This window comes from Sphingorhabdus sp. (genome assembly GCF_040079335.1).
Lineage (GTDB): Bacteria > Pseudomonadota > Alphaproteobacteria > Sphingomonadales > Sphingomonadaceae > Sphingorhabdus_B.
The window spans coordinates 1-13,753 of sequence record NZ_JBEBKL010000057.1 but is presented as its reverse complement, the minus strand read 5'-3'; the positions used below and the strand labels follow the sequence as shown (position 1 = coordinate 13,753).

Annotated in this window: 21 protein-coding genes; 2 read left to right on the top strand and 19 right to left on the bottom strand. The window is 59.3% G+C overall.

Translation table 11 applies throughout. The annotated features are described in order from the left end of the window. The 10 genes from ABL922_RS12830 to ABL922_RS12785 all read right to left on the bottom strand — a co-directional run. Window positions 1–690, bottom strand: a 690-nt coding sequence (locus ABL922_RS12830; protein ID WP_349024605.1) for an outer membrane beta-barrel protein, incomplete at its 3' end; no start/stop codon positions are given. A 187-nt stretch (window positions 691–877) separates the two neighbouring features. Then, window positions 878–1,324, bottom strand: coding sequence for a DUF2793 domain-containing protein (locus ABL922_RS12825; protein ID WP_349024604.1), 447 nt, complete (start codon window positions 1,322–1,324; stop codon window positions 878–880). A gap of 37 nt (window positions 1,325–1,361) precedes the next feature. After that, window positions 1,362–3,173, bottom strand: coding sequence for a phage tail protein (locus tag ABL922_RS12820; protein ID WP_349024603.1), 1,812 nt, complete (start codon window positions 3,171–3,173; stop codon window positions 1,362–1,364). 370 nt (window positions 3,174–3,543) lie between these two features. Further along, window positions 3,544–3,951 carry a peptidoglycan endopeptidase gene (locus ABL922_RS12815; RefSeq protein WP_349024602.1) on the bottom strand — a complete coding sequence of 136 codons (408 nt, stop codon included), beginning with the start codon at window positions 3,949–3,951 and terminating at the stop codon, window positions 3,544–3,546. A 3-nt stretch (window positions 3,952–3,954) separates the two neighbouring features. Then, the gene (locus ABL922_RS12810) at window positions 3,955–4,779 is read right to left on the bottom strand and encodes a DUF2163 domain-containing protein (protein ID WP_349024601.1); all 825 of its coding nucleotides are present in this window, start codon (window positions 4,777–4,779) and stop codon (window positions 3,955–3,957) included. Continuing rightward, window positions 4,776–7,109: a DUF2460 domain-containing protein gene (locus tag ABL922_RS12805; RefSeq protein WP_349024600.1), complete on the bottom strand. Its 2,334-nt coding sequence runs from the start codon at window positions 7,107–7,109 to the stop codon at window positions 4,776–4,778. Before ABL922_RS12805 ends, ABL922_RS12810 begins: the two co-directional genes overlap by 4 nt. A 3-nt stretch (window positions 7,110–7,112) precedes the next feature. Further along, complete coding sequence (locus ABL922_RS12800; RefSeq protein WP_349024599.1) at window positions 7,113–7,709, bottom strand: tail tape measure protein; 597 nt, start codon at window positions 7,707–7,709, stop codon at window positions 7,113–7,115. Further along, window positions 7,709–7,915, bottom strand: a complete 207-nt coding sequence (locus ABL922_RS12795) for a phage tail assembly chaperone (protein WP_349024598.1) — start codon at window positions 7,913–7,915, stop codon at window positions 7,709–7,711. The genes ABL922_RS12800 and ABL922_RS12795 overlap by 1 nt, the downstream gene beginning before the upstream one ends. Further along, complete coding sequence (locus ABL922_RS12790; protein WP_349024597.1) at window positions 7,912–8,226, bottom strand: gene transfer agent family protein; 315 nt, start codon at window positions 8,224–8,226, stop codon at window positions 7,912–7,914. The genes ABL922_RS12795 and ABL922_RS12790 overlap by 4 nt, the downstream gene beginning before the upstream one ends. Continuing rightward, on the bottom strand, window positions 8,223–8,630 hold the full coding sequence (locus tag ABL922_RS12785; RefSeq protein ID WP_349024596.1) for a phage tail protein: 408 nt from the start codon (window positions 8,628–8,630) through the stop codon (window positions 8,223–8,225). The genes ABL922_RS12790 and ABL922_RS12785 overlap by 4 nt, the downstream gene beginning before the upstream one ends. Before the next feature lie 50 nt (window positions 8,631–8,680). On the opposite strand from ABL922_RS12785, the gene ABL922_RS12780 reads away from it, so the two are divergent. Further along, entirely contained in the window at window positions 8,681–8,947 is a 267-nt protein-coding gene (locus tag ABL922_RS12780) for a hypothetical protein (RefSeq protein ID WP_349024595.1), read from the top strand. A gap of 2 nt (window positions 8,948–8,949) precedes the next feature. On the opposite strand, the gene ABL922_RS12775 is transcribed toward ABL922_RS12780, so the two are convergent. From ABL922_RS12775 to ABL922_RS12750, 6 genes are read right to left on the bottom strand one after another with little or no spacing between them, the layout of a single operon-like run. Next, window positions 8,950–9,351: a DUF3168 domain-containing protein gene (locus ABL922_RS12775; RefSeq protein ID WP_349024594.1), complete on the bottom strand. Its 402-nt coding sequence runs from the start codon at window positions 9,349–9,351 to the stop codon at window positions 8,950–8,952. Then, on the bottom strand, window positions 9,348–9,542 hold the full coding sequence (locus ABL922_RS12770; RefSeq protein WP_349024593.1) for a hypothetical protein: 195 nt from the start codon (window positions 9,540–9,542) through the stop codon (window positions 9,348–9,350). The genes ABL922_RS12775 and ABL922_RS12770 overlap by 4 nt, the downstream gene beginning before the upstream one ends. Then, window positions 9,542–9,868: a head-tail adaptor protein gene (locus ABL922_RS12765; protein WP_349024592.1), complete on the bottom strand. Its 327-nt coding sequence runs from the start codon at window positions 9,866–9,868 to the stop codon at window positions 9,542–9,544. Before ABL922_RS12765 ends, ABL922_RS12770 begins: the two co-directional genes overlap by 1 nt. After that, window positions 9,865–10,404 (bottom strand): hypothetical protein, encoded by a 540-nt coding sequence (locus tag ABL922_RS12760; protein ID WP_349024591.1) that lies wholly within the window; start codon window positions 10,402–10,404, stop codon window positions 9,865–9,867. Before ABL922_RS12760 ends, ABL922_RS12765 begins: the two co-directional genes overlap by 4 nt. A gap of 17 nt (window positions 10,405–10,421) precedes the next feature. Next, window positions 10,422–11,039, bottom strand: coding sequence for a hypothetical protein (locus ABL922_RS12755; protein ID WP_349024590.1), 618 nt, complete (start codon window positions 11,037–11,039; stop codon window positions 10,422–10,424). Between the two features lie 3 nt (window positions 11,040–11,042). Further along, window positions 11,043–11,495 (bottom strand): hypothetical protein, encoded by a 453-nt coding sequence (locus tag ABL922_RS12750; protein ID WP_349024589.1) that lies wholly within the window; start codon window positions 11,493–11,495, stop codon window positions 11,043–11,045. A gap of 133 nt (window positions 11,496–11,628) precedes the next feature. On the opposite strand from ABL922_RS12750, the gene ABL922_RS12745 reads away from it, so the two are divergent. Then, window positions 11,629–11,766: a hypothetical protein gene (locus ABL922_RS12745; RefSeq protein ID WP_349024588.1), complete on the top strand. Its 138-nt coding sequence runs from the start codon at window positions 11,629–11,631 to the stop codon at window positions 11,764–11,766. Here the strand turns inward: ABL922_RS12745 and ABL922_RS12740 are convergent. The 3 genes from ABL922_RS12740 to ABL922_RS12730 form a co-directional block, all read right to left on the bottom strand. Further along, window positions 11,744–12,085: a hypothetical protein gene (locus ABL922_RS12740; RefSeq protein ID WP_349024587.1), complete on the bottom strand. Its 342-nt coding sequence runs from the start codon at window positions 12,083–12,085 to the stop codon at window positions 11,744–11,746. The genes ABL922_RS12745 and ABL922_RS12740 overlap by 23 nt on opposite strands. Before the next feature lie 167 nt (window positions 12,086–12,252). Next, entirely contained in the window at window positions 12,253–13,320 is a 1,068-nt protein-coding gene (locus ABL922_RS12735) for a phage major capsid protein (protein ID WP_349024586.1), read from the bottom strand. A gap of 2 nt (window positions 13,321–13,322) precedes the next feature. Further along, on the bottom strand, window positions 13,323–13,694 hold the full coding sequence (locus ABL922_RS12730; RefSeq protein ID WP_349024585.1) for an HK97 family phage prohead protease: 372 nt from the start codon (window positions 13,692–13,694) through the stop codon (window positions 13,323–13,325). Window positions 13,695–13,753 lie beyond the last annotated feature (59 nt).

The window sequence follows — 13,753 nt, the reverse complement described above, 5'->3', positions numbered from 1 at the left end:
CTCCGGCTCCGGTGCACCACCGAAGTTATACACGAGGCTGCCCATCAGCGAGTGTGAACGGAAGCGCGAGCTTACGTCACGACCGAGGCGGTCAACGAGATCTACGCCCGGTGCGTTGAAGAAGCGATACTTCAGACCAACATCCCAGCTGTCGCTGAGCGGAGCGCGGATGCCGGCAATTGCCTGCCAAGCGAATCCGGTGTCCGAATCATCGAGCCATGATGGCGCTGCGAAAATGTTTTGCACATCAACGCGAGCAACGCCAACGCCACCGCCGACAAAGCCCTGCAGGCCGTCATCTTCGCCGAAGTCGAGCATGCCGTTGACCATGAAACTCAGTGCATTGGCATCACCTGTAGTGTCGTAAGAACCGCCACGAGCAAGCGCAGCGCCAGCACCAGATGGAAGCAATCCCAAAGCACTGGAAGTACCCGAGATGTCAGCTTCACGATATGAAGTTTCGGCTTCGAGGCGGAAACCGCCGAAGTCATAACCTACGACCGCACCGAAATCATAACCGGTGTCGGTATCAAGCGAAGCTTCGATCGGAGCAGGGCCGACATCGGCCTTCAAGTCTTCGACAATCATGGCACCGCCATCTACTCCGACATACCACTGGCCGTCACGGGCCATTGATGGTGTTGCCAGAGCAGTAGAAGCAAGTGCCAAACCTATGGCCAACTTACGCATCAACTATCCCCTTTTCTATCTTAGGAACGAAAAACTGGTGCGATAGATGTATCGAGTCTCGCCCTGCGTTGCAAGCTAACTTTGGCATTAAACTGTTGCCAAAATGTCGCCATTTCCAGATTCTCTTGAAAAAATGGCCAAGGTTTACAGCATTTAACTTTCAGCAGATGCTGATGTTACATCTCTCTTAATTTGCAAGAATGCCCACAGTGCGAAGATGCGTTAGTAACAAGTTGAATGCGGCTCTGGCTTCCAAGTCCACCACTGTTCCACCGGCTGGGGCAAACACCACGCCAGGCTGAAGCCATTCGCTGCCTGAAAAACGTAGTTCGGTATTGTTCTGCAAGTTCCAGATCGCCATTCCTTGTACGGGCTCAACGAACCGCCAACCCGATCCGTTCCAACTTGCAAGCCTATTCTCTTTCCCGGTCCACGCGCCTGCCCCCGGTACAACAACCAACCAGCATTTCCCGGCATCGGCAATCGTCAATGTGGGCGGAGTCGATGCGGAATCTATGACAGAGACATGCAATAGCCCGTCGATGATTGCGAGCGCTTCGTTGTGCGTTATTTCTTTATGTGCTTGTGAAACCATAATATTTGGCATCGCAAACCTTGGAGTTGCTTCCGACATTGTTTCGGTTCCTCTCGACTGTTCAGCAGAATATGTTTCACGGTAAGTTTGTTGACATGGAGGTCGTCTCAGACACTGCATAGGCACCGCGCTGCTGCATGCCGATGATCAAAGGCGCACCTGACAGCAACCCCCAACTGCCGATTGTGGTGCTCGAAATTTCCAGAGTTTCCGACTGAAGTTGAAACGTCGCCAACAGCGTTAGGCCGCTTTCAATTTGAACATCAAAGATCAATTGCGGTTCATCAATGGGCAAATCCGCATAATCGCGCCAACCTCTGTCCAAACGGCTCCGCCTCAGCCACGAAATCTGCATATTCTGCCCTGAATCAAATTTCACATTCAGGTGACAAGGCGGCAACGGTCGGATGGCTAGGCCGACATTTGCAAGGGATGCTACAACCGGCAGGGTATCACCAATGCCATAGGCTTCGATCGAAACAGAATCGCCAAATACGAGGCCGATGGAATTGAATTGCGTCATCGCCTCTGGCGACAAAATGCAAAGAGGTGTATCCGCTGGGTGGAGTGCGATTTTTCCCTCGCTGCCGAAACAACCGCGAACCAGCTTTGACAGTCTGAAATCGAGGGGGCCAATTTGTTCACTGACGCCATATTTAATCAGTTCGCCGGCGACATGAACTATCGGCGCGTTAAGGCTCAAAGGATCGCCACTACCAGCCGGGAAGTCCATACCCGGATGATGGACCCGGACCATCACACTGTGGTCGGTATCGACGAGATGACCGCTATGCGCAGGTAAAGAAGACAGCAGCCAACCGATGCTGCCAGGCAACGCAGTGCGCCCCAACTCTGTCAATGCGGCGCCCTCGCGAACAGCGAGCCGGGCTTTTCGCCAACCTTCGCCTGTCCCTGCCGCGACAACGCCCAGCACAGGTTGCGAAGGCATTGGCTCGATCATTGCTGGCAGATCGACAAGTTGAAGCAACGTCTGACCAGCAGTAACGTCTGGTGACGAAACGTCCCGCCCGGGGTCGGCAACTGCTGATGGCGCGGACTCCGCGTCGAGCCATCCTTGGCCCATGACCCTGAAGCATCCATTAAGATATTCTATTTCCGTAATTTTTTCTCTTGTTTCAGTTTGGAACTGACCAACCATAGGAGGCGAACTGGAAAAGGTGGAAACGCGTACCGATCGGGATTTCATCCTGATCTGTTGCAGCCAATTCAACGACGTCAATCGCTGCGCCGCGACTGCAGAAAGGCAAGCGGGCAACTCCAACTGCGTTTCGCGATCATGAATAAGTCTGGGACCGTGGCGCTGCAGCCCTATCTGATAGTCGCGCTCCTTTTCATAATATCGCAGCACAATCGATGCTGCCGCGTTCGACTGTGCAGCCCTCTTCTTTGCAGGGCGCTCTATCGCTTTTCCATTCAGCCTGATCGCAGATGGGCTGGCGGCGGCAAGATGTGGGGCATCAAACCAGCCTTCGATTTCAAGACCATCGCCTTTCGGACGTAGCGTTACCGGAAAGGTATTTATGAGCGGTTCGATCGATGTGCGTGCGTCGCTGCCTTGAATGGCAAAACCATTGAGGGTTTCAGGCGTTTCCCCGGAAATGATCCGATCCGAGATATTGCTGAGAATTTCATGCAGCGGTACCGCATCTTCGCGTTCAAAAACCTCGAAGGTCAGCGATGGAATCCGGTTTCCAAACTCTGCAAGTTGCAGCCCTTCGAAAACGGCATAAGCCAGACCGCGATAGGCAGGCGACCGGCCGGGCGCTTCGCTCGATGCCAACAGCGGATCTACCGGCTGATCTTGGTGACCATAGTGGATCCGCAATTCGGTCTCAAATTTGAGGTCGCCTGCCGCGCCTCTCAGCAAATTGCCGTCAGCCCAGATTCGTCCCACCCGGGCAATCGGCCTGCCCGAAAACGCCACCGCAAGATTTGCCGAATAGCTATAAGTTGCTGTCCCTGGCTGGCTTTTGCTGCCACCCGACACCGATCGTTGCTCGATCAGATCGCTCGCCCAAAAGACGATCCCTGCGACACGCATCGAGCCATAAACCGCCGGTATCGCACTGCCATAGCTGGAGGTTTGCACCTCAAGCTCCTTCAGCCGCGGCCCTTCCCTGCGCGGGCCGTTGCCGATCAGCGCGCGATCAATCTGTTGCCCGACAAAGGCACCAATAGCACTGCCGAGCGGGCCGCCTACTGCGGAGCCCACGGCGGTCAATATCAGCGTTGCCATTTCAGTCTCCGGTAAATCGCCAGCGGTGCAATATCGGCCAATTGGGCCATTCTGGCGTGAATACTATGCGTCCCAAGCCAGCATGTGCGTGCACCCAGCCGCCATTGGCTCTAACCAACAGATGCAGTTGGGAAGGGGCCGGGCTGGCAAGCAGAATATCCCCGTCGCATGCAGCTTCACCTTCGGCCAATGCACGGAACGGCAATTCAGCGAAATAGGAACAAACGATAGACCGATAGTCGCCGCGCATTGCATAGTTCGGACAGGGCAAATTTGTTTTCGCCAGCGGCCCGAGAGCCGCCAAGGCCAAGCCGATACAATCCAACGCAATGCCGGGTGTGCGACCCCGCATCCGAAAAGGCGTGCCCAGTTGCGTCATTGCGCGCGCAGCGATGCTGTTGGCAGACACGCGTCAACTCCCGCCTGGATAGCGGGTCAGCAGATCGTTGCCCGGCAGATAAGGTTCACCCCTGAAATTCAGGGCATTCTCGAAACGGCCAGAACAGGTTGCGATGGTGCGGTCACAGCCCTGCAGCAAACTAACTAGAGCGGATTCTTCGACCGGGAACGCAGGCGGTGCGATCAATATGATCCCGGTCGCGGTTGCCGACACGATCTGTTGCCTCTGACCGCAATTGGGGCCGGCCAGCCAGCGCAGCTCACCCAAGGCGAAATGCGATGGATCCGATGCTAATGGCGTTGCCAAAGTCAGCGTTTGGCCTTGCGCCGCGATAATCACCGCCTCCTGCGTGAACCGGCGTGCGTTGAGGTTGCAGCCCGGCCCAGCGAAGCGCGCGCGACAGGTGGGCGATGCAAGTGGCACACCCGATGCCGAAAGCCGCGCGGCTGGTCCCAGAAATTCGACTTCAAAGGCGGAACCTGACCAGTTAATCGCGCCCAAATGCCCCATCGCCAAAGTAAATATCGCCGCTATCGGATCAGACCAATCGAATAGGAAAACAGTCAATGCCGCGCCGTCCCAAAGCCCTGCCTCAATCTCTTCGGTTCGAATGGCATCGCTCGTCAGTGCGCCGCTGACCTCGAGACTGCCTATTTCCAGACCCAGCGTTTCGACAATCGAGCTGGGTGCCATTCCCGGGCTCGATCGATACACTAGGCCATCGATCAAGACATCGCGGTCGTGCGAGGTGAAGCCTATGGCAACGCCATCGCTCCGTTCCAACCGCCAGCCATAAGCTGTGGAGGTGAGCTGTCCCTCAAGCCAAGGATAAGTCACGCCGCCTCCTTGATCTCGACGAGCATCACATTAGGCATTTCGCCAGCGCCAAAGGTTGACCGGCTGACATCGATCCGATCCTGATCGAAGCGCACCGGAACATCGAAACGGAAGCCCGCAGTTACTTCTGCTGCCGCCGAAGGAGGTGCCTCAAACTGGATTTGCCCCAACGGGCCTAGCGTCCAGGCCGTCGTTGCCACGCCATTGATAGCGATGCGAACGCTCCCGGTGCGCGGTCGGGTTATCGCCCGTACTTGTGCGGATTCCCCGTCGCCATATCGTTTGAGCAGCTGGAAAAGGGTTTGAACGCCGTCACCAATACCAAGATGTTGATCAAGCATACCGGGATCGCCATTGTTGGCATGCGAACTGTTGTCGAATGGGTCGCTGAACCGGAAACCGACTGCAGCGCCACGCCGCGCCCGAAAAAACTGCATCAATTCGACCAGCTCGGCTTCGGATCGGACCCCGGGCGCAACATTATAGGCCATACGGGCATCGGCCCAGTCGCTGTTCCGTCGCTCATGCCCTGACATCAGCGTCACGACATTGGTTGAAAATTCCGCCGCAACCTCGGCTTCGCGCCCGATGCCGAGCGGGAACAGGATATCGTGAAAAGCCTCCATATCGGCCTCGCTTTCATTGCCTATCTGAAAATGCACAAAACCATCGCGCGCGACCTGTGGCAGCGCCCAGACATAGACCTCAGCCGTCGCGCGGGCCTTGGCGAGCTCGACCGCGCGCTCGATATCGAACCACTGCGCATCGCTGCCCGGCTGCAGCACGAAGCCCGAAAAATAATGCTGCTGCGCAACCGGATAGCCGAGCCGCATATTCATCTCTGCAAATCCGCGCGCCGTTGCGCCATGATTGCCGGTCGTGACCCAATCATAATCTTCCAGCTGCAGCACATCGAAGGCAGGCGATGCCCATTGCACTGGCACATTGGCACGTTTGGCTTCGGGTGAAAGCGGATCGATGACCGTGGGCAGATAGACCAGAAGGTGGCTGGTAAAGGGCGAGGTCCCGGCCTCAGCCTCCACCGCCGCAACCAGCGCCGCAGTCGAGGCCGCGAGAAGTTCGCCAGCCTTGTCGAGCATTGCATTTTGCGCCAGGGATTTCGGCCCCCTTATATCCGGTATCGAAACCGCCTGCGGCCCGAATGACGCCAGTGCGGCTGCATCATAGAGGCAGATGCGTCCGTCAGGCATCGTCCACCACCAAGGTTCGCCGATCTGGAACTTGACCGGGAGCCCCGCCAGCTTCTGGATATAGGCGAAGGCTCTTCCTACTGCCTGCAGATAAGCCATCGCCCCGGCATGGGCGGGAGACAGCAATGTCGAGGGCGGTGACCAACCGGTCAGTGCAGGATCGCCATTTTCCGCGCGCTGCTTCCAGTCGTTCCAGCAATTGGTGTCAAACAATTCATAGCTGAGCGAAAAGATCAGATCATAGCCCATCGCCTTAGCGCACTGCGCAAAATCGAGATGCCAGGCGCTGCACGGCGCGTTAAGCGCGCCGCCCGCAAGACTTACATAATGCCCGCCCGACAAAGGCTCGAGCCGGTAATAGTGGCTCATTCCGACATAATGGTTGATCGTACTGCGATAGCCGAGCGCGCGGATTTGCCGCAGCAACCTTTCAGGCGTCTGATTATAGGCATCGTCAAAGCCAGTAGCCATTTTGAGGTCATGTTCGGGAACCATCGCATCGCCGGTGTCGAGCATCGCGCCCGCCCCGTCGCTGCGGATTTCGGACAGTTCGACCCAGCCCTCTGTAGCTGCCGGCAAATCACCGCCGGTTTCGCTATAATTTGGCGGGACGATCGAGATGAACATGCGGTCGATATCGCCCGCGAACAGCGGGTCGGCATCCGCAGGAAGGGCAAATCCGCCCTCGATGCTGCTGAAAGGCAAAGAGATGATCGCATCGGTCGGCGTTCCGACCGCATAGTTCCAGAGCCGCACAAACCAGCTTTTCGGCGCCCCCGCTGCGTCGCGACCTTCGATGGTCAGCGTCGGCCCGTTGATAGCATCGAGCGGCATCACGCCATCGCTTTGCCAACGAAAGCGCAGGATCAGGTGGCGGTAATCCCGGTTAGTCTCATAAGCGAGCAAAGGGTGATCCCACACATCCTCGCTTTCCCAGATCAACCCGGCAAGGTCATTGGCCCGGTAGAAAACAGTGTTCACGCGGAGAGCTTCCGCACCTTTGGTAACCACTGACGCCATCATCGGTCGGGGAAAGTTGAGCGTCCAGAAACGCGGGTCGAAGCGCATTACCGGGCTGCTTTCCTGCCGCCTGCGCTTTTTGCAGATCCAATAGGCCATCGATCAAGCCTCGACTTCGGCCAAAGCCCGGCGCAGCGAGCGCACCATTTGGCGGCTCGACCGCTGCAGGGCATCGGGCGCGCTGCCCCGGCCATTGTCCGAGACGTTGACCGTTAGGTTCACATTCACGCCGCCGCGCGCAGTGCCGGACGCCGCCTCCACACGACCAGCCGATGTCGGCACGAAAAGTTCGGGCCCGCGCTCGCCAACACGGTAAGCCCGGCCCGGCGTAACCGGACCGCCAGTGGCCCGCCCCGGCGCCCCGCTCAAAGCGCTGGCGAGGATCGAGCCGAGCGAGGCGAAAAGTCCGCCCTGCCCCTGCCCGCCGCCCGGACCACCCAATATCGAATTCATGCCGGACCGGATTGCGGCCGAGGCGATTTCTGCGAGCGCCGAAAGCGCGATGCGGCGAAGATCCTCAAAGCCAAATTTCCCGGTCTGGATCGCGCGGGTCAGGCTGCTTTCGAGCAACCGACCGGTCCGTTCAATCCCCGCAGCAAAGGGGCCCTCCATCTCTGCACGCATGTTTGCAACATCGCGGGCAAAGCCCTGCGTATCGGCGCGGACAGAGACGACCAGCCGTTCGATTTCTTCATCCATTAGTCACCTCCGGTGGGGGCATCAGGGAATTGCTGCATCAATGCAGACAGCATCGAGCTGTCTGCCGCGTCTTCATCAGGCCGGGGCATGGTGTTCAAAATGGCCATCAGCTCGGCAGGGGTGGCGTTCCAATAATCGTCGGGCCGCCAGCCCAGGAGCAACGCGGTCTGCCCGGCGAGCATGCGCGCGGTCTCGGCAAAGCTCATTGCCCCGACAAAATCTGCCCGAGCAGAATTTTCAGCACGGGCGTGTTTGCGGCAATGCCGTTCGCGGCGACCGCTTCGGCAAAGCCTGCCCTGTCCAAATCGTCCGGCGCATCGAACCGGCAATGCCAGAACAGCGCTACCATTTCCGACAGCTTGAGTTGCCCGCTGGCAGCCCGTTCGACCAGCGCGAATAGCGGGCCGAGTTCTTCCTCTGCTGCAACCAATGCTGCAAAGCTCGGGCGCAGCAAAATGGCATGATCGCCAAATTGCAGCATGGCCTCTCCACGCAAGGGATTGGCAGCCCGGCTCACAACGTCACCACAGGGCCGGAGCTTTCAAGCGCGAGCGTATAGCTACGCTCACCGTTGAAATCTCCGGCATAGTCGAGCCGTGCCACGAGGAATTTTCCGCGTAGCCGTTCGCCGCTCTCAAAACTCAACTCATAATCATCAAGCACACCCGACAAAGCATTGGACTTGATCCGCGTTTCTGCGACCGAGCCGGTAAACACCCCGGCGCCCGAAACCGATACCGACCGGACACCCGCGCCCGACAGCAATTCGCGCCACGCGCCCGAGTCCTTGTTGGTGATGACAACGGCATCGCCATTGATGCTGAGTTGCGTTGTTCGCAACCCTGCAATTGTCGCATAAACCGGCGGCAAACCGCCGTCGCCAACCTTCAGCAAGAAGGCACTTCCCTTTTCTGCAGGCATCGATACTGTCTCCGTTTCAAGACGACTCAATCTGGGGAGAGGAGGTCGCCATGCTGGTTGGAATGCTGCTCGCGAGCAGCTTGATTGCTGCACCACTGGGGACGCAGCAAAATACGAAAGCTGCGGACGCTTGTCCGTCAGCCGAAATCATGATGGGTGCGCACAAAACCGCTCCCGCAGAGCCGCCTCGCGCAGCACCCGAAGGCCTGCTGCCGACGCCGCAGCCCGAAAGCCGCGGACCGGCGGTCTTGCTACCCGAATGCAGGGCCGAACTGCCCAAAAGGCGGAAGCGCAAGAGCGACTATCCGATGGTTTGACCTTAAGCGGTCGAAAGCATCCTTATCCGGTAATCGACGACGCCCGCCCAGGTGCCCGCCGGATTGCGCGCCACAAAGGAGCGCAGGAAAACGATACTGGCAATGCGCCATCCCGAAAGATCGCGCGGCAGCGCCGCCACCGCATCCTCGACATGCCCGATCAACTGGTGCAGCCGCGTCGCGCTTTCACCATCGTCCCACACGGTCAAGCCAATGCGGAATTCGCGACCCAGCGCTGTTTTTGTGCTCCAGTCGGTGGTCGCACCGTCGTTGATCGAAACGTAGGGAAAGGCAGCTCGAGATGGCGGGCCATCAAAGACACCCATCAACTCTTCGGCCAACACCGGATGCGTTTCCACAGCGGTCACCAGTGCGCTTTGCAAAACTTCCAAAGCATCGCTCATCGTCCAAAATTCCTTAATTGGGCATCGTCGATCATGCGGCGTTTCAGGCCGCGACCAGAGAGGCGCACGCCGTCATCTATCGGCTCGACCTCGATGTCTTTGGGCGTTTCGTTTTGCGAAAGCCGATGAATGACGCGTAATAACAGCTTGTCCGCCTTGCGATCGGCGGCTTCCTGCAATCGTTCGAACATCAACGCGCCTCCTCACAGGTCAGCACCATTCGCGCCGGATCGCGTGGGTCGCTGTTGATGTTGCGAACGCCCAGAAAGCGCCCGCGCCAGACAAGGCGGGTGCGCAGGTCTATGCCTTCGCGCTTGCGCATCGTCACTTGCCAGCGCGGCATCGCTGAAAGGCTATCGGCAGCCGTCAAATCCGCCGGGATCAGTGGTGACACCGCGACCCACGCCGCGCCGCCATAGGCATAGCGCCCGCTCGCCCCGCCCAGTGCGTCGCGGTTGCCAAGCCGATGTTCGATGGTCACGCGTTCGCGCAGCATTCCCAGAAACTCGGCGCTCATGCGATCCGCCTCCGCCGCCAGGGGCGTAGCAACGCCACCACGCCTTCGGGTGGACCGGGGTCATCCGGATTGTCGCGATGCAGGTGAAGGTGGGCGGCCAAACGCAATATGCCAAGGCGTATCGCTTCAGGCAGCTCAGCCCATGTCAGCGCCATGCCCGCCAGACAGGCTACTTCTACTCGACCCGCTGAACCTTGCTGGGTGATCCGCAGCCAGGCTTCGCCATGGGCGTCGACCTCGATCTTGTAAGCTTCGGCCAGCAACGCAAAAGGCATGCCCTCGGCGGGAATGCCAGTCACCGAGTTCACTAAAGTAACCGGCAAGGCGGTCAGTCGTTGCCAAGCCGTGCTCGCAGGCAAAACTTCGCGGACATTTCGCCGCAACAACATCTGCCCCAGATAGGCTTCGGCATGGCCGATCGCGCCGAGCAGGATGGTGCCCAGCGAGGCATCTTCCTCCTCATTTTCAAGGCGCAAATAGGCGCGGGCCTCGTCCAGCATCGCGCTGTCGAGCACCACCGCATCGCGGCTGATCATAGCTTTCTCCTTGGGAATTAGATCGCGCGGCGACCCATTGCGGTCAGGCCCGCCTTTAATGTGACGGCTGACCCGGCGATCTCGCTTCGGAACTGTAACTGCACAGTGCCCCCGGTTGCGCCGATGTCGACGCGAAACCATGCCTGGAAAGGGATGTTTGTATTGGCTGCCCGAACACCGGTGGTCACCCCGGTGGTGGCATTGTCGGCGATTTGCTCGATTGCGAGCACGGCAGAGGCACTGGAATTAATCAGCGCCTGACCAACCACTGAACCGGACGGAATATCAACCGCCAGAGCCGCCCCCGTAGTTGTGGCCGCAGATTGCAATGCACCGTAAACTTTGACCAGATAGGAGGTGTTGGCGCTTGCGGCGAACGACAGCCCGGTGGCGGCGGACAGCGTGGTTGTGCTGTTCGCGACATCGGCGGCGAGCTTCTGCCATGTCCATGGATCGCTTCCACCTCCTCCCGCCTCGCTTTGCTTGGCGGCAGGTGCATGGGCATTGGTTGCAGTTCCTACCGTCAGCCGCGCCTCGTCTGTGATCAGATAGACCTCGCCGGTCCGCAGTTGACCGGATGAAGCCGCCGCATCAATTTGCGCACGCGTCCCGCGTTTGTGCGAAAGCGACGGCATCGATCAGAATGTCCCGCAATCGACATCACCGACCGCAAGTGTGACAAAGGCATTGCCCGCATCCTTGCTCCACGCCATCGATGCGTTCATCCGAATAACCCCGTCGGTTCCATTTGTTCCCCATATATAACCAGATGTGCCGCCCGCAACGACAGCGGCCTTTTCGTCGAGGTCAGATGACGGGATGTTGAGTGCGGTCTTGAAGGCATCGACCGTGATCTTGCCCTCCTTCTGCCCCGCTGCCGAAGCGTCGTGGAGGATCAGAAAGTCTGCAGCACCATCGACGGCAGCGATTGTTGCCAGATCGTCGATCGCCGGTACCACGGGTAGTTTCGACGTCGCGCCAGTGGCGACGTGCAACGTACCGCGATCAGTCGTAAAATGCGCCTCCCCCGCCAGCATCGAGGCGGAGGGAAGGTTGGCCTTGAGGCCCCGCTTAAGTTGTAATCTGGGCATCTGCTATTCCTTCTGGAAATCCTCCCCATCGACTTGCGATGGGGAGGAATTGATTCAGTTAAACGTCCCACCGTCGATGATCTCGGCTACCGGCCCTTCGGGACCTGGGGGTCCCGCCAAACCGGGTGGACCAATGACCGTTGGAACCGGCGACGGCGGATTGGCCGCGACGGTTGCCACGATGCCCCCATCCGGCCCGCGCCAGCGCAACGCCAAAGCAGGTTCTGGCTGCCGCCATTGCAACAGCATCACGGCGTCACCGAAGGCTTGATGCGAAGCGCGACCGGCTCGGTCACGATGACACCGCCCGCAACCACCAGCTTTGCATCGGCCAGATAGGCTCCGGGCGCGAGCATTGCCGATGTCGCGGCATCAATCGTCAGCGTCCAGCCAGCGGGGATTTCGCCGACTGCTGCACGCGGGCTCACAGAAAAAGTGGCCGCAACCGGCGCGCCATCGGGCACGCCGGTGCGGCCGGGCGGGACGGCTTTCATCACCGCGCCAATGGCCGTGACGGTAAGGGGATCACCCGTCACGGCGTCGAGCGCGAGCGAAACCGTCTCACCACGTTGGAATTGAAATGGGGGCATAGCATGTCCTTACTCCTCCCCATCGACTTGCGATGGGGAGGTGGCAGTTGCGCAGCAACTGACGGAGGGGAATTGCAGCGACAGTTGGGCGGACTTCATCCGCCTCCCCTCCACCACGCTTCGCGCGGTCCCCCTCCCCATCGCAGGTCGATGGGGAGGATCTGATATTACGAAGCCGCAATCCGCAGCAGCTTGATCGCTTCGCTGTTCGAAACCGCCCCGCCGATCCGCTTGGTCGCGTAGAAATTGACATAGGGCTTGTTCGAATAGGGATCGCGCAGGATATTGGTCTCGCTGCGTTCGGCGATGAGGTATCCCGCGCGGAAATTACCAAAGGCAATCGGCATAGCGTTGGCGGCGATATCGGGCATATCCTCGCTTTCAACCACCGGATAGCCGAGCAGCGTATCGGGCTGGCCGGTGACAAGCCCCGGCGTCCAGACAAAGGCGCCATCACTGGTCTTGAACTTGCGGATCTTGGCGAGCGTCGCCGAATTCATCACCCACACTGCGCCCTGGCGATAGGGCGCGCGCAGTGCGTGGACGAGATCGAGCAACTTGTCCTGCGGGTTGGTCGCCGGGAAATCCGACGCCGCGCCCACGGGCACATATTGCAGCTGGCCAAAAGTGCGCGTGGCATCACCAGTCGCAACCGCTGTGTAGGTTAGGAACCCTTTTGGTTTGTCAACGCCGTCCCCATTCACAAATGCGGTTCCTTCGGCCTTGGCAAATTGCGTCGCGATTTCATCCGCCAGCCAGGCCTCGACATCGAATTGCGCATCGTCGAGCATCGCCTGCGTGGCCGCCGGATTGGCGTAAAGCTCGCCAAAGCTCGGCACGATTTCGTTGAAGGTCGGCGTCGCGGTGGTCGGTCGGGCGGCGACTTCGGATGCCCAGCCGGACGCAACGCCGTTGGTCGTCACCAGCTTGCGATAGCCCGCGCTGCCGACCTGCACGACATTGGCGACCACACGGATCGGGGAGATCGATTTCAGCGTCGCATCGATCACCGCGTCGATTTCTTTCGGCACGGCATAGCCGCCATCGGCGGGGACGTTGCCAGCAAAGCTTTTCAACTCGACCTCGCGACCTTTTCGCAAATAGCCTTCGACAAAGGCGGAACGCGCCGGATCGACCGCATCGCCCGCTGCGAGCTGCGGTCGCAATATGGCAGCAGGCACCGCCGCCGCCTCAAATGCCGCCTCCAACGGGTCGGCTTTCACTTCATAGTCCATATTCACTCCTTTTCTGGATGGACCGCCAGCACCCGCGCCAGCGGTTGCATGGGATGGTTGACGACGCTGACCTCAATCAGGTCGAGGTCAGTAAGTTCACGATATGTTCCCTGCGCGCTACCGCGTACGCGGTAGCCAAAGGAAAGCCCTGCCCCACTCACCACCGGCGGCGCGGAAGGATCCATCTGCGCGATGACGCGCAGGCCACGCGCATCCTCCTCGATCCGTTCGACAAAGCCGATGCGGCGGCCCTGGTCATGCTGCCACAATAGCGGCAACCCGGCCTTCGCCGCGCGCGCAAAAGCACCCTTGCGGACGATATCGCCGCCGCGATCGGGATGGTCGAAAATGGCGGCATAGCCGGCGAAACGCATATCATTCTCCTTGTTCCTCCCCAACGACTCGCGTTGGGGAGGTGGCAGTTGCGCAGCAA

Bases quoted from the DNA above. Each gene is read 5' to 3' on its own strand.
- ABL922_RS12825 (WP_349024604.1), bottom strand. From the start codon at position 1,324: ATGTCGGAAGCAACTCCAAGGTTTGCGATGCCAAATATTATGGTTTCA.
- ABL922_RS12805 (WP_349024600.1), bottom strand. From the start codon at position 7,109: ATGGCCTATTGGATCTGCAAAAAGCGCAGGCGGCAGGAAAGCAGCCCG.
- ABL922_RS12800 (WP_349024599.1), bottom strand. From the start codon at position 7,709: ATGGATGAAGAAATCGAACGGCTGGTCGTCTCTGTCCGCGCCGATACG.
- ABL922_RS12795 (WP_349024598.1), bottom strand. From the start codon at position 7,915: ATGAGCTTTGCCGAGACCGCGCGCATGCTCGCCGGGCAGACCGCGTTG.
- ABL922_RS12785 (WP_349024596.1), bottom strand. From the start codon at position 8,630: ATGCCTGCAGAAAAGGGAAGTGCCTTCTTGCTGAAGGTTGGCGACGGC.
- ABL922_RS12780 (WP_349024595.1), top strand. From the start codon at position 8,681: ATGCTGGTTGGAATGCTGCTCGCGAGCAGCTTGATTGCTGCACCACTG.
- ABL922_RS12775 (WP_349024594.1), bottom strand. From the start codon at position 9,351: ATGAGCGATGCTTTGGAAGTTTTGCAAAGCGCACTGGTGACCGCTGTG.
- ABL922_RS12770 (WP_349024593.1), bottom strand. From the start codon at position 9,542: ATGTTCGAACGATTGCAGGAAGCCGCCGATCGCAAGGCGGACAAGCTG.
- ABL922_RS12765 (WP_349024592.1), bottom strand. From the start codon at position 9,868: ATGAGCGCCGAGTTTCTGGGAATGCTGCGCGAACGCGTGACCATCGAA.
- ABL922_RS12760 (WP_349024591.1), bottom strand. From the start codon at position 10,404: ATGATCAGCCGCGATGCGGTGGTGCTCGACAGCGCGATGCTGGACGAG.
- ABL922_RS12755 (WP_349024590.1), bottom strand. From the start codon at position 11,039: ATGCCGTCGCTTTCGCACAAACGCGGGACGCGTGCGCAAATTGATGCG.
- ABL922_RS12750 (WP_349024589.1), bottom strand. From the start codon at position 11,495: ATGCCCAGATTACAACTTAAGCGGGGCCTCAAGGCCAACCTTCCCTCC.
- ABL922_RS12745 (WP_349024588.1), top strand. From the start codon at position 11,629: ATGACCGTTGGAACCGGCGACGGCGGATTGGCCGCGACGGTTGCCACG.
- ABL922_RS12740 (WP_349024587.1), bottom strand. From the start codon at position 12,085: ATGCCCCCATTTCAATTCCAACGTGGTGAGACGGTTTCGCTCGCGCTC.
- ABL922_RS12735 (WP_349024586.1), bottom strand. From the start codon at position 13,320: ATGGACTATGAAGTGAAAGCCGACCCGTTGGAGGCGGCATTTGAGGCG.
- ABL922_RS12730 (WP_349024585.1), bottom strand. From the start codon at position 13,694: ATGCGTTTCGCCGGCTATGCCGCCATTTTCGACCATCCCGATCGCGGC.